This window comes from Lysobacter xanthus, assembly GCF_047159895.1.
The window spans coordinates 1-13235 of sequence record NZ_BAAGAB020000070.1 but is presented as its reverse complement, the minus strand read 5'-3'; the positions used below and the strand labels follow the sequence as shown (position 1 = coordinate 13235).

12 protein-coding genes are annotated in these 13235 nt (G+C 71.4%); 6 read left to right on the top strand and 6 right to left on the bottom strand.

Features of this window, described 5'->3' with window-relative positions; genetic code table 11:
• The 5 genes from ACY35P_RS13255 to ACY35P_RS13235 all read right to left on the bottom strand — a co-directional run.
• The coding region (locus tag ACY35P_RS13255) for a RidA family protein (protein ID WP_462116310.1) at positions 1-434 on the bottom strand (434 nt) is incomplete at its 3' end.
• A 59-nt stretch (positions 435-493) separates the two neighbouring features.
• Positions 494-2677 carry a RelA/SpoT family protein gene (locus tag ACY35P_RS13250; RefSeq protein ID WP_462116309.1) on the bottom strand — a complete coding sequence of 728 codons (2184 nt, stop codon included), beginning with the start codon at positions 2675-2677 and terminating at the stop codon, positions 494-496.
• A gap of 151 nt (positions 2678-2828) precedes the next feature.
• Positions 2829-3125 carry a DNA-directed RNA polymerase subunit omega gene (rpoZ, locus tag ACY35P_RS13245; protein ID WP_462116308.1) on the bottom strand — a complete coding sequence of 99 codons (297 nt, stop codon included), beginning with the start codon at positions 3123-3125 and terminating at the stop codon, positions 2829-2831.
• Between the two features lie 119 nt (positions 3126-3244).
• Positions 3245-3868, bottom strand: coding sequence for a guanylate kinase (gmk, locus tag ACY35P_RS13240; RefSeq protein WP_462116307.1), 624 nt, complete (start codon positions 3866-3868; stop codon positions 3245-3247).
• Positions 3869-3957: 89 nt separating this feature from the next.
• A complete protein-coding gene (locus tag ACY35P_RS13235; RefSeq protein ID WP_462116311.1) occupies positions 3958-4806 on the bottom strand; it encodes a YicC/YloC family endoribonuclease in 849 nt (282 codons plus the stop codon).
• A gap of 82 nt (positions 4807-4888) precedes the next feature.
• On the opposite strand from ACY35P_RS13235, the gene rph reads away from it, so the two are divergent.
• The 6 genes from rph (at position 4889) to ACY35P_RS13205 (ending at position 10671) form a co-directional block, all read left to right on the top strand.
• Positions 4889-5632 carry a ribonuclease PH gene (gene rph, locus ACY35P_RS13230; protein ID WP_462116306.1) on the top strand — a complete coding sequence of 248 codons (744 nt, stop codon included), beginning with the start codon at positions 4889-4891 and terminating at the stop codon, positions 5630-5632.
• Positions 5633-5672: 40 nt separating this feature from the next.
• Positions 5673-6269: an RdgB/HAM1 family non-canonical purine NTP pyrophosphatase gene (rdgB, locus tag ACY35P_RS13225; RefSeq protein WP_462116305.1), complete on the top strand. Its 597-nt coding sequence runs from the start codon at positions 5673-5675 to the stop codon at positions 6267-6269.
• Positions 6266-6769, top strand: coding sequence for a hypothetical protein (locus tag ACY35P_RS13220; RefSeq protein WP_462116304.1), 504 nt, complete (start codon positions 6266-6268; stop codon positions 6767-6769). The genes rdgB and ACY35P_RS13220 overlap by 4 nt, the downstream gene beginning before the upstream one ends.
• Entirely contained in the window at positions 6766-7947 is a 1182-nt protein-coding gene (hemW, locus tag ACY35P_RS13215) for a radical SAM family heme chaperone HemW (protein ID WP_462116303.1), read from the top strand. The genes ACY35P_RS13220 and hemW overlap by 4 nt, the downstream gene beginning before the upstream one ends.
• A gap of 85 nt (positions 7948-8032) precedes the next feature.
• Positions 8033-10315 (top strand): DUF1631 family protein, encoded by a 2283-nt coding sequence (locus tag ACY35P_RS13210; RefSeq protein ID WP_462116302.1) that lies wholly within the window; start codon positions 8033-8035, stop codon positions 10313-10315.
• A complete protein-coding gene (locus tag ACY35P_RS13205) occupies positions 10312-10671 on the top strand; it encodes a PilZ domain-containing protein (protein WP_462116301.1) in 360 nt (119 codons plus the stop codon). Before ACY35P_RS13210 ends, ACY35P_RS13205 begins: the two co-directional genes overlap by 4 nt.
• Here the strand turns inward: ACY35P_RS13205 and ACY35P_RS13200 are convergent.
• Positions 10662-13235 (bottom strand): bifunctional diguanylate cyclase/phosphodiesterase (locus tag ACY35P_RS13200; protein WP_462116300.1); only part of this gene is annotated, 2574 nt, incomplete at its 5' end. The two genes, ACY35P_RS13205 and ACY35P_RS13200, sit on opposite strands and share 10 nt — an antisense overlap.

Genomic DNA, 13235 nt, shown 5'->3' with positions numbered 1-13235 from the left:
GTGCGGTTGCTGCGGGCGAGGTAGGTCTTCGCGGCGCGCTGCAGGTCGGCGGACGTCACCGCCTCGATCCACGCGGGCTCGAAGTGCGCGCCCTTCGGCAGGCCGGACACCTGGATCGTCGAGCGCGCCGGGTACGGCGCCTGGAAGTACTCGGCCATCACCGCATTGACCGCGGCGAAATCACCGAGGTCGGTGAGGTAGAGGCCGAGGCGCACGACGTCGTCGAGCGAACCGCCGGCCGCTTCGCAGACCGCGCGCAGGTTGTCGAACGCGCGGCGCGCATGGACCGCGATGTCGCCGACGACGAGCTCGCCGGTGGCGGGATCGAGCGGGATCTGACCGGACAGGAAGACCGTGCCGCCCGCGCGGACGGCCTGCGAATACGGGCCGATGGCGGCGGGCGCGCGGTCGGTATGGAGGGACTGTCGGGGCATGGCGTCGCGTCCTCGGGAAAACGCGAGTGTAACGAAGGGCTTCGCGGCGGCTGAGACGCTCAGATCCGCTGCACGCCGAGCGCGACCGCCAGCTTGCGCACCTTGCGCATCACGTCGGCGATGTGGCGCCGGTCGGTGACCTCGATGCCGAACCGCAGCACCGCGACATTCGCGTCGCGCTCGAGGTATTCGACGCGGTCGATGTTCGCCTTCGCCTCGGCGATGCCGGCGGCGACCTGGGCGAGCGCGCCGGGCCGGTTGTCGACCTCGATCTTGAGCGCGGCGTGGAAGTCGCCGTGGACCTCGCGGTCCCAGCCGATCGGCACCCAGCGGTCGGGCGACTTGCGGTAGTCGGCGACGTTCGGACAATCGAGCCGATGCACGACGATGCCGCGGCCGGCCGTGTGGTAGCCCATGATCTCGTCGCCGGGCACGGGCAGGCAGCAGCTCGCGAACGAGATGACGCCCTTCTCGCTGCCGGTGATGAGGATCTTGTCCTGCGATGCGACCGCGTCTTCCGCGCGACGCAGGAGGTTGCCGGCGCGGCCGCGCACCAGCGCCAGCGCGACCTGCTGCGGCATCCGGTTGCCGAGCGCGATCTCGGCGAGCAGCGCCTCCAGCCGCGGATAACGGTTCTCGGCGAGGTAGGTCTCCACGCGCGTCGCCGGCACGCGCTCCAGCGACGTGTCGAGCGCTTCCAGCGCGCGATCGAGCATGCGATGGCCGATCTGCACCGCGTCCTCGTGCTCGAGCTGCTTGAGCTGCTGGCGGATGGCGGTGCGCGCCTTGCCGGTCACGACGAATTCCAGCCACTGCGGCTTGGGCGTCGCCGAACGCGCGGTGATGACGTCAACGCGCTGCCCGCTCGCGATCTTCGTGCGCAGCGGCACCAGCTTGCCGTCGACGCGCGCGGCGACCGCGGTGTTGCCGATGTCGGTATGCACCGCGTAGGCGAAGTCGACCGCAGTGGAATTGCGCGGCAGCGAGAGAATGTCGCCCTTCGGCGTGAAGACGTAGACCTCGTCCGGGAACAGGTCGACCTTGACGTTCTCGAGAAATTCGAGCGACGAGCCGGCCGAACGCTGCGACTCGACGAGGTTCGTGATCCAGTGGTGCGCACGGCTCTGCGCGCCGTTGAAGCCGTCGCCGCCGAACTTGTAGGACCAGTGCGCCGCGATGCCCCGCTCGGCGACGAGGTCCATCTCCTCGGTGCGGATCTGCACTTCCACCGGCGATCCGTACGGCCCGAACAGCACGGTGTGCAGCGACTGGTAACCGTTCGCCTTCGGGATCGCGATGAAATCGCGGAAGCGCGAGTCGAGCGGCTTGTAGACGCTGTGCGCGACGCCGAGCGCGCGGTAGCAGTCGCCGACGTTGCGGACCACCACGCGGTAGCCGAAGACGTCCATCACCTGCTTGAAGCTTTTGTGCTCCGTGCGCATCTTCGTGTAGATGCTCCACGGCGACTTCACCCGGCTCACGAGCCGGTGGATGAGCTTCTCCTTGGCGAGCTTCTGCGCGAGGTTCGCCTCGATCTGCGCCAGCAGTTCGCGGCGCATCACCGGCTGCGTGCGGATGCGCTTGCTGATGACGGCATGGCGCCACGGATGCAGCGCACGGAAGCCGTGGTCCTGCAGCTCCGCCTTGAATAGGTTCATGCCCAGGCGCTGCGCGATCGGTGCGTAGATCTCGATCGTCTCGCGGGCGATGCGCTTGCGGGACTCCGGGCTCTGCGACCCGAGCGTGCGCATGTTGTGCAGGCGGTCGGCGAGCTTGATCAGGATGACGCGCAGGTCGCGGCTCATCGCGAGCAGCATCTTGCGGAAGCTCTCGGCGGCGGCCTCCTGGCGATCGCGGAACTGCAGCTTGTCGAGCTTGGTGACGCCGTCGACGAGCTCGGCGACCGTGCTGCCGAACTCGGCGACCAGCTGGTCGTGCCCGAGTTCGGTGTCTTCCAGCGTGTCGTGCAGGATCGCCGCGATCAGCGTCTCCGCATCGAGGCCCTGCTCGGCGAGCACCTTGGCCACGGCCACCGGATGCGTGATGTACGGCTCGCCGGACTTGCGCGTCTGCCCTGCATGGGCCTCCGCGCCGAGGCGCCAGGCCTTGCGCAGCAGCCCGCGCTGTTCGTCGTTCAGGTAGGCCGCCGCGCGCTCGAGTTCGAGGACGTACTCGGGCGCCTCGTCGGTGGGTACCGGCAAGGACGCGGCTTTCGGGCTGGCGACGCGATCGAACGAACTCATCCCGACCGACTATACGGGGCGACTCCGCGGGCGCAATGCCGTGAAACGGCAGCGGCCGTCACGCATTCACCGCGATGCATGCGGCGTGACGGCAACAGAAACGAAAAAGCCCCGCCGGAGCGGGGCTTTCAGGCGACCGATCGCAATGCGATCAGTCGTCGCCCTTCGAGAGGTCGTCGTCGGCGACCACTTCGGCGGCGGCCCACTCCAGCGCCTCGCGCTCCTTGCGCTCGCGCTCGGTCTTCTCGACCGCGTCGATGTACTCGTTGTCGATGCGGCGGGCGGCGATCTCGCGCAGCGCCAGCACGGTCGGCTTGTCGTTCGCGTCGTTGTCGAGCTGGGCGTCGACGCCGGCGGCGAGCTGGCGGGCGCGCTTGGAGGCCATCATGACGAGCTCGAAGCGGTTGTCGACGACCTGCAGGCAGTCTTCTACGGTGATGCGGGCCATGGGGCTCCCGGCGGCCTGGGGCGCGCCACGTGATGCGAAAGGGGCGAGAAGTGTAGGGCCGCCCCGGCGCCGAGGCAAGCCTTTCCTTTGGAATCAGGCAGTTAGGCCGGCGACCGGGTTCATGACGGGTCGTCGGCCAGCAGCGCCGTGATCAGGCGCGAGTGCCGGGCCACCTGACGGTCGCGGCGGAGGCGGCTCGCGGTGAAGATCGCGCACATCTCGGCGACGGCGGTTTCGAAGTCCTCGTTGACGATCAGGAAGTCGAATTCGCCGTAATGGCTCATCTCCTCGCGGGCGGCCTGCAGCCGCTGGGCCATCACCTCCTCGCTGTCCTGCCCGCGCTTGCGCATGCGCTCGTCGAGCGCCGAGCGCGAGGGCGGCAGGATGAAGACGGAGATCGCATCGGGCACCTTGGCGCGGACCTGCCGGGCGCCCTGCCAGTCGATCTCCAGCAGCACGTCGCGGCCGGAGGCCAGCTGCGGCTCGACCGACTGGCGGGCCGTGCCCTTCCAGTCGCCGTGGACGAGCGCGTGCTCGAAGAAGTCGCCCGCGGCGACCATCGATTCGAACTCCTGGGCGCCGACGAAGTGGTAGTGCTCGGCATGCCGCTCACCCGGCCGCGGCGCGCGCGAGGTGAACGAGACCGACAGGCAGATGTTCGGATCGCGGGCGAGCACCGCGTTGACGATGCTCGACTTGCCCGCGCCGGACGGCGCCGCGACGATGAAGAGGGTTCCGCGCATGGGCCGGTGCTGGTCTGCGGGTGTCGGCGGGGCCGGGGCTCGCGAATCCTAACCGCTTTGGCGACGCGGCAGTCCGGAGCCCGGTCGGGTCATTCGATGTTCTGGACCTGCTCGCGAATCTGGTCGATCAGCACCTTGAGGTCGATCGCGGCTGCCGAGGTGCGGCTGTCGACCGATTTCGACCCGAGCGTATTGGCCTCGCGGTTGAACTCCTGCAGCAGGAAATCCAGCCGGCGACCGACGGCCTCGCGCAGCTTGAGCACGCGTCGCGCCTCGGCCAGATGCGCGTCGAGACGGTCGAGTTCCTCGTCCACGTCGAGCTTCTGCAGCGCGAGCACGAGTTCCTGCTCGATGCGGCCCGGATCGACCGGCACCGGCAGGTCCGCCAGGCGCGCCTGCAGCCGCGTGCGCTGGCCTTCGCGGATCGCGGGGATGCAGTCGCGCACGGTTTCGCGGATCGCGGCGATGCCGTCGAGCCGCTCGACGATCGCCTGCGCGAGTTTCGCGCCTTCGCGCTCACGCGCGGACACGAACTCGTCGAGCACGCCATCGAGCAGCGCGAGCGCATCGGCCTGCAGCGCGGCGGTGTCGATGCCCTCGCCCTTCACCACGCCGGGAATCTGCAGCAGCTGCGAGAAATCGGTACGCAGGCCGGGGAAGTCGGTTTCCAGCTCGCGCGACAGGCGGGCGAGTTCGGCGAGACGCGCGCGATCCACCTGCAGCGTGCCCGTGCCGTCGGCGGTGCGCAGGCGCAGGCTCACGTCGACCTTGCCGCGGCTGATGCGGCCGCCGATGCGCTCGCGCAGCGCGGGCTCCAGCGCGCGCAGCTCGTCGGGCAGGCGCGTGGCGATCTCGAGGAAGCGGTGGTTCACCGAGCGCAGCTCGCAGGCGAGCGTGCCCCACGGGGTGGTCGACTCGCCGCCGGCGAAGGCGGTCATGCTGCGGATGGTCATCGCGACTCCGGCCGGTGCGGCGGGGCGTGGATGGTACGCTCACGCGCCGTCGCCCGGACACCGCCCCATGAGCGCGACCGCGCCCCCGACCTTCGCCCGCCCCTCCGGCCGCGCCGCCGACCAGCTGCGCGAGGTGCGCATCACGCGCGGCTTCACCCGGCATGCGGAAGGCTCGGTCCTGATCGAGTTCGGCGAGACCCGCGTGCTGTGCACGGCGAGCGTCGACAACAAGGTGCCGGGCTTCCTGCGCGGCAAGGGCGAAGGCTGGGTCACCGCCGAGTACGGCATGCTCCCGCGCGCCACCCATACCCGCAACGATCGCGAGGCCGCGCGCGGCAAGCAGGGCGGCCGCACGCTCGAGATCCAGCGCCTGATCGGCCGATCGCTGCGGGCCTGCGTCGACCGCCGCGCGCTCGGCGAACGCACCGTCACGCTCGACTGCGACGTCCTCCAGGCCGACGGCGGCACGCGCACGGCCGCCATCACCGGTGCCTACGTGGCGCTGGTCGATGCGATGGACGGGCTGCGCGGGCGCGGCGACCTCAAGCGCGATCCGGTCGTCGGCGCGGTGGCCGCGGTGTCGGTCGGCATCTACCGCGGCGTGCCCGTGCTCGACCTCGACTATGCCGAGGACAGCGACTGCGACACCGACATGAACGTCGTCATGAATGACGGCGGCGGCTTCATCGAGCTGCAGGGCACCGCGGAGGGCCACGCCTTCCGTCGGACGGAGCTCGACGCCCTCACCGGGCTGGCGGAGGCCGGAATCGGGCAGCTGGTCGCGCTCCAGCGGGCCGCGCTGGGTCGCTGATCCACCCGGCCTACACCGCGCGGAGGCGAGGATCGCGTCCATGAAGGTCGTCGTCGCCACGGGCAACCCCGGAAAACTCGCCGAGTTCGAGCGCCTGCTCGCGCCGCTCGGATTCGAGTGCGTGCCGCAGTCCGAGTTCGAGACGGGCGAGGTGGACGAGACCGGGCTGACGTTCGTCGAGAACGCACTGCTCAAGGCACGCCACGCGGCGCGGGTCAGCAACCTGCCGGCGATCGCCGACGATTCGGGCCTGTGCGTCGATGCGCTCGACGGCGGCCCCGGCCTGTTCTCCGCGCGGTACGCCGGGCCGGGCGCAGGATCGCAGGCCAACATCGACAAGCTGCTGGCGGCGCTTGACGGACGCGCGGAAGCCGAGCGCGGGGCCTACTTCCACGCGGCGATCGTGCTGATGCGCCGCGCCGACGACCCCCGACCGCTGATCGCCGAGGGCAGCTGGCACGGCCGCATCCTCGACGCGCCGCGCGGCACCGGCGGCTTCGGCTACGACCCGGTCTTCCTCGACACCGAGCGCGGGCTCGCCGCCGCCGAGATCGATCCCGACACGAAGGCCCGCATCAGCCATCGCGGTCGCGCCGTCGCGCGGCTGGTCGAGGCGTTGGCGGAGGCGCGCCCATGAGCGGCGTGCGCGAACGGCTCGACGTCGGCTGGCAGTCGCGAGCGCCCGCGGTCGCCGGCGCATTCGCCGTCGGCGTCTTCGGCGTGCTGGTCGTGGCGGCCACGCTCGGTCCGATGCCCGGCATCATCGCCGCGCTGGCGCTGGCCCTCGCCGCCGGGGGGCGCATGCAGTGGGCGGCGCTCGACGGCTGCGCGCTGCTGCTGCGGGAAACCGCGACGCGGTACGTCGACCGCGCCTGGCCCGCGCGCCGGTTCGCCGGCCTGCGCTTCCAGCCGAGCCGGCTGCCGTGGTGCCGCCTCGCCTTCCGCGAGGAGGCCGGTGCGCTGGTGCTCGTGGCCTCGGGCCCGTCGCCGGGCCATCCGGACCTGCGCACGCTGACCGTGTGGATGATCGTCCACGGGCGACGCCGCGCACGCATCGATCCGCGGCTGCTCGACGGGCTGGTCGCCATGCCGGAGCATGGGGCGGCCCACCAGCCGCACGACGCCTCCCCCGCATGAGCCTCACCACCCCGCCCCTCTCGCTCTACGTGCATGTGCCGTGGTGCGTGAGGAAGTGCCCGTACTGCGACTTCAATTCGCACGAGGGCCGCGGACCGCTGCCGCTGGAGCGCTACGTCGATGCGCTCGTCGCCGACCTCGACTTCGACCTGCCGCTGGTCTGGGGTCGCACGATCCACTCGGTGTTCTTCGGCGGCGGCACGCCCAGCCTTCTGCCGGCCGCGCTGGTCGACCGCTTCCTGCAGCAGGCGCGCGCCCGGCTGCGGTTCGCGCCGGAATGCGAGATCACGCTGGAGACGAATCCCGGCACCGCCGAGTACGGCCGCCTCGCCGAATACCGCGCCGCGGGCGTCAACCGCCTGAGCTTCGGCATCCAGAGCTTCGACGACGGCTGCCTCGAGCGCCTCGGCCGCATCCATGATTCCGCGCAGGCCGTCACGGCGATCCGGCAGGCGCAGGACGCCGGCTTCGACGAGATCAACCTCGACCTGATGTACGCGCTGCCGGGCCAGGACCTCGCGATGGCCGCGCGCGACGTCGAGCGCGCGATCGAGCTGGCGCCGACGCACATCTCGCACTACCAGCTGACCCTCGAGCCCAACACGGTCTTCGCCGCGCGCCCGCCCGAGCGGCTTCCGGACGACGACCTCGCCTGGGACATGCAGGAGCACTGCCAGGCGCAGCTCGCCGCGGCGGGCTACGGGCATTACGAGACGAGCGCCTACGCGCGCCCCGGCCACCGCTGCGCGCACAACCTCAACTACTGGCGCTTCGGCGACTACCTCGGCATCGGTGCGGGTGCGCACGGCAAGATCACGCTCGGCGCGGAGCAGTCGATCCTGCGTCGCTGGAAGCACAAGCATCCGGCGAAGTACCTCGAGACGGCGGGCACCGCGGCCGTGATCGGCGGGGACGAACGCATCGACCCGGAGCGTCGCCCGTTCGAATTCATGCTGAACGCGCTGCGGCTGCACGAGGGCTTCGACTGGACGCAGTTCGAGGCGCGCACGGGGCTCGCGCGTGATGCCGTGCGGGCCCCGCTCGAACACGCCATCGCACGCGGCTGGCTGGAGGTCGACGGACTGCGCGTGCGCCCCACCGAACTCGGCCGCCGGTTCACGAACGACGTGCTCGAACTGTTCCTCGACCTCCACGCGACGGCTGACAGCGCCGCGTAACCGTGCTTAGATCACACAAACCGGCGGGGAGCTGCGAGTGTCCGTTCCGTTTCCACCCAACCGGCGGATCCCGCCCGCGAATGCAGTGGCGTCCGCGCCCCTGCCGCGGCGCGTGCGCGAGGCGCTGCTGGCGGTGCACGAGGCGGTGTTCGAACTGGTCGTCGACCGCCTCGGCCGGCTGATCCCCCAGCTCGAATCGAAGCTCGCCCACGTTCGCGACCGCGGCGCACAGCACACGGTCAACGTCACGGAGCTCGACCCGGCACAGCTGCTTGCGCGCCGGCAGTCGGCGTTCATCCAGGCGTTCGCGCATGCGGTCGACGCGGAGTTCGCGGCGCTGCGCGAGACCGCGCGGGCGCCCCGGCCGCTCGCCGACGCGCCGCCCACGATGCCGACGTTCGAGGAGCTGCGCCTGCTCGACGACGACGAGGCGGACGAGGATTCCGAGATCAAGGCGATCGCGCTGCGGCTCGAATCGCGCGCGCCCTTGCCGATCCATCTGCTCTGCCAGCGCTTCGCCGTGCTGGCCGAAGCCCCGGCCTTCGAACCCGGCCGGCTGCCCGTCGGCCCGCGCCGGCTGTGCGAGCTGATGATCGCCGCGGCCGAGTCCACCGCGTTCCCGCTCGCGTTGCGCATTGCGCTGCTGCGCGAGTTCGAGCGCGGCGTGCTCGGCGACTACCCCGCGATCGCCGAATCGATCAACGACCTGCTCGCCCGGCACCGCGTGATGCCGGGCCTGTCCTTCGTGCCGTTGCGGCTGCGCGCGCGACCGGTCGAATCCGCTGCCGACGCTGCCGCGCGGAGCACGGCCGCCGAAGCCGCCGCGCCCGATGCGCCGCATACGGGCTGGGCCGGCGCGCCCTCGGCGGACGTCGATGCCCCCACGTTCCGCATGTTGCAGGACCTCCTCGCCGCGCGTCGCTCGATGGCCGATCGCTTCCGCGGCGGCGGCTTCGCGCCGGGCAGTGGCAATGCCAGTGGAGGTGGAGGTGGAGGCGGCAGCAGCGGCGAAACGGCCGGCGCGGCAGCCGACCCGGGAGCGGGTTCAGCGTCCGGAACGAGCGCCCCGGGGGCCGTCGGCCGGCCGGAACTGACCACCGCCGCCGTGCTGGAGATCCTGCGCGAAGGCGGCCCCGACGTTGCCGAGCTCGACATCGATGCGCTGCGGCAGTGGGTGCTGCTGCAGGCCCGTCATCGTCGCGGCACCGCGTGCGCGATCTCGCGGGAGGACGCCGACGTCTTCGAGCTGCTCGGCCTCATGTACGCGCACCTGCAGCGCGACGTCCGGCCCGACAGCCCGGCCCAGGACCTTCTGGACCGGCTCCGCCTGCCGCTGCTGCGACTGGTGCTGGCGGACGCCGGCTTCTTCGTCCGCGCCTCGCATCCGGCGCGGGAAGTGCTCAACGCGGTCGCGGAATCCGGTGCGCGTTTCTACGCCCCGGAGGACGTGGATCCCCAGCTCCTTTTGCACCTCGGGCGCATCGTCGATTCCATCACCGCTGCGCAGGACGACATGGGCCTTGCCTTTCGCAACGCCGCCGCGGCACTGGAGGCGCAGCTGCAGGGCGTCGCCCGTCGCGCCGACGTCGCCGAGCGCCGCAACGTCGAAGCCGCGCGCGGTAAGGATCGCCTCGCCACGGCGCGGCGACGCGCGTCCGAAGTCATCGAGGCGGCGCTGGGCACCGCGCGCGTGCCGGCCTTCCATCGCGGGATGCTGCGGCATGCCTGGGCCGACGTGCTCACCCTCGCCCACCTCCGGCACGACGAGAACAGTGCCGAGTGGACGGGGCTGGTCGAGGCGACCGCCGAACTCGTGCGCGCGGCGGGGGGCAAGGTCGCGGCGGGTCCGGACCTCGTGCTGCAGGTCGACCACTGGCTGGTCACCGTCGGCTACCACGCCGACGACGCGGGCCGCATCGCGCGCATCCTCAGCGGCACCGCCGACGACGACTGCGACGACGCGGCCACGCGCACCGAACTCACGATGCGCCTGAAGTCGCGGGCACGACTCGGCGAGGACGCGATCGGCGATGCCGACGGCGCGATCCGCCTCGACGCCGCCGGCCAGGCGCGCGCCGCGCGCATCCGCGAGTTGCCGGCGGGCACGTGGTTCGACCTCGGCGCCCCGGGGCACGCACTGCGCCGTCGCCTGTCGTGGCTCGGCCCGGTCACCGGGCTCGCCCTCTTCGTGAACCCGCGCGGGCAGCGCGTCGCGGAGAGCAGTGTGGACGCACTCGCGCGCGACCTCGGGACGGGGGACGCGCGGATCGTCACCGCCGCCGAGGGCCGCCTCGTCGATCGCGCCTGGCGCGCCGCGCTGCAGTCGCTCGCCACCGGTGGCAGCGCCGCCCAGGAGTCCGTGGCATGAGCGCGAACCTCGACGAATCCCGCCGCAGCCGACGCCGTCGCGTCGACGAGCCGGTCGACGTCCTCGACGCGATGACCGAGCGTCCGGTGGGCCAGCTCGGCAACGTCTCGGAAACCGGGCTGCTGCTGCTCGCACGTGCGCCGCTGCACGAGGACTGCCTGTACCAGCTGCGCTTCGCGCTCGGTGACCGTGCGGGTCGTCGACTCGACTTCGAGGTCGGCGCGCACCTGCTCTGGCGCAACGACGCCGCGGCGCCGGGCCAGGCGTGGCTCGGCTTCCGCTTCCTGTCGCTCGAGGATGGCCAGCTCGAGCAGCTGCGCGAGTGGATCGACGCGCCGGGCGCGACCTACGTCTGAGCGCGCCCGGCGGCGCGATGCATCACCACCGGCTCGGGCCGGTGCAGCGCGAACCCCTGCGCATGGTCGACGCCGATCTCCGCGAGCGCGCGGATGATCGCCTCGCTGTCGACCCACTCCGCGATCACCTGCATGCCGCGGTGGTGGCCGATGTCGGTGACGGCGCGCACGATCGCGAGGCTCATCGCATCGGTCTCGAGGTCCTGCACGAAGCTGCCGTCGATCTTGATGACGTCGACCGGAAGGTTCTTGAGATAACCGAAGGACGACATGCCCACGCCGAAGTCGTCGAGCGCGATGCCGCAACCGGCGGCGCGCAGCTGGCCCATGAAGCGCGAGACGCGCGCGAGGTTGCGCACCGCGAGCGTCTCGGTGATCTCGAAGCACAGGCGCCGCGGGTCGACCCCGTGGTGGCGGATGAGCGCGAGGATGCGATCGACGAACGACTCGTCCTCGATCGTCGCGCCCGACAGGTTGATCGCCACCATCGCGAGGCCGGTGCCTTCGGGATGCAGCCGGTCGAGGTTCGCGATCGCGGTCTCGACCACCCAGCGGTCGATCGCCGGCATGAGCCCGTAGCGCTCGGCGGCGGGAATGAAGGCGCCGGGGGGCACGATGCGATCGTCCTCGTCGAGCAGGCGCAGCAGCAACTCCAGGCGGGTGCCGCCGGCGAGCCCACCCAGCGGATGCACTTCCTGGTAGTAGAGCCGGAACCGGTCGGCCTCGAGTGCCCAGCGCAGGCGATGCGCCCACTCCATCTCGCTGCGCCGTTCCGCCGCCGCGGCGTCGCCGCTGGAGAAGAAGTGCACGCGGTTGCGCCCGGCTTCCTTGGCGAGGTAGCACGCCGTATCGGCATGCGCGAACAGCTCCTTGAGCGAGCTCGAGCCATCGAGCAGCACGCCGCCGATGCTGGCGCTGACGAAAAAACTCGACTGGTCCCAGACGAACGTGTAACCGTCGATGTGCTGGCGGAGGCGTTCGGCGACCAGGCGCGCACCGGCTTCGTCGTGCACGTTGCAGGCGAGCACGCCGAACTCGTCGCCACCCAGTCGGGCCAGCACGTCACCGGTGCGCAGCTGTTCGCGCATGACCTGGGCGAGCTGCGTGAGCAGCTGGTCGCCCGCGACGTGGCCCGAGGTGTCGTTGATGAGCTTGAACTGGTCGAGGTCGACGTAGAGCAGCGCGCAGTCCGGACCGCCCGGCGGCGCATGCGCGAGCACGCGTTCCACCTGCCGCTCGAACTCGCGGCGGTTGAACAGCTCCGTTAGCGCATCGTGCGTCGCCTGGTAGCTGAGCAGTTCGGTGAGCTGGCGCTGTTGCGAAATGTCCGACGCCACCATCAGCCGCTTCCAGTGGCCGTTGATGCGCACGCGCGAGATCGAGACGCTCGCCCAGAAGCGGTCGCCGTTCGTGCTGAGCAGCATCGCCTCCTCGTTGTCCCACCCGGCGCCTTCGTCGAGTTCCTGCAGGCGGGCACGGCGGTCGGAATCCTCGAACAGCGTGGCGAGCGGCACGCCGTCGACCTGCTCGCCCAGGCGGATCCGCGCGGCCTGGTTGGCGTAGCTGACGCGGCCGTCGTGCTCGCGCGCCATCACCACGAGCGCCGGCAGCAGCTCGTTGAGTGCGCGGAAGCGCTCCTCGCTCTCGCGATACCGCCGGCTCATCGACTCGCCGATCTCCATCGCGCGGCGGCGTGAGCCGAGCATCGCCGCGACCCACAGCGCGAACAGCACGCTCGCGGCGACGCCCGCGAACAGCAGCGGGATGCTTTCACCGATGCCGGCCGCGCCGTGCGCCGCATCGTGCAGCGACACGCGCCATCGGCGTCCGCCGAAGTCGAGCAGCCGCACGTCGTGCCAAGCGCGTCCTGCGGCATGGCCGCCGGGATGCGAGTCGTACACCAGCGCGGCGGGCGTCGTGCCGATGTCCTCGATGCGCAGGTGCAGGCTGCGCCGCCATTCGGGGCGGAAGGCGTGCTCGGCCATGCGCGAGATGCGCAGCGAGATCGCGATCGACCCGACGATCCGCGCACGGCGCTCGTCCACCGAGCGCGGCGGAAGGCCCGGCGAGTAGACGGGCAGGCGCAGCAGCACGCCGTCCGGTGCATGGTCCGGCGCGTCCTGCACGAGCCGGAACGGCGCGGACAGGGCCGCGCGGTCCGAATCGCGGGACGCTTCCAGCGTGGCGTAATTGGCGGGCTGGCTGCGCACGTCCAGCCCGATAAGCGACTCGTTGCCGTGCGCGGGCAGGACGATGCGGGTGCGGTAGGCGTCACCCTCGGCCGGCAGGCGCTCCGCGTAGCCGGCCGCCTGCAGCCCCGGCAGGCGACGGTCGAGGTCGAGCGAGCGGTAGACGCGGTCGAACGACGCGGCATCCACGGGTTGCGTGAGGAACGCTGCCTGCATCGAGCGCAGCGCGAGGTCGTAGGCCTGCAGGCCGGAGCCGAGCATTGAGTATTCGCCGTCGGCGAGTGCCGACAGGTGCCGCGCGCGATCGGTCTCGGCGATGTGCCGCTGCCAGGCAGCGAGCGCGGCGGTGACGGCGAGGCCGAGCGCCAGGGCGAG

Coding starts and splice junctions, on each gene's coding strand:
- ACY35P_RS13250 (WP_462116309.1), bottom strand. CDS start 2,677: ATGAGTTCGTTCGATCGCGTCGCCAGCCCGAAAGCCGCGTCCTTGCCG.
- rpoZ (WP_462116308.1), bottom strand. CDS start 3,125: ATGGCCCGCATCACCGTAGAAGACTGCCTGCAGGTCGTCGACAACCGC.
- gmk (WP_462116307.1), bottom strand. CDS start 3,868: ATGCGCGGAACCCTCTTCATCGTCGCGGCGCCGTCCGGCGCGGGCAAG.
- ACY35P_RS13235 (WP_462116311.1), bottom strand. CDS start 4,806: ATGACCGCCTTCGCCGGCGGCGAGTCGACCACCCCGTGGGGCACGCTC.
- rph (WP_462116306.1), top strand. CDS start 4,889: ATGAGCGCGACCGCGCCCCCGACCTTCGCCCGCCCCTCCGGCCGCGCC.
- rdgB (WP_462116305.1), top strand. CDS start 5,673: ATGAAGGTCGTCGTCGCCACGGGCAACCCCGGAAAACTCGCCGAGTTC.
- ACY35P_RS13220 (WP_462116304.1), top strand. CDS start 6,266: ATGAGCGGCGTGCGCGAACGGCTCGACGTCGGCTGGCAGTCGCGAGCG.
- hemW (WP_462116303.1), top strand. CDS start 6,766: ATGAGCCTCACCACCCCGCCCCTCTCGCTCTACGTGCATGTGCCGTGG.
- ACY35P_RS13205 (WP_462116301.1), top strand. CDS start 10,312: ATGAGCGCGAACCTCGACGAATCCCGCCGCAGCCGACGCCGTCGCGTC.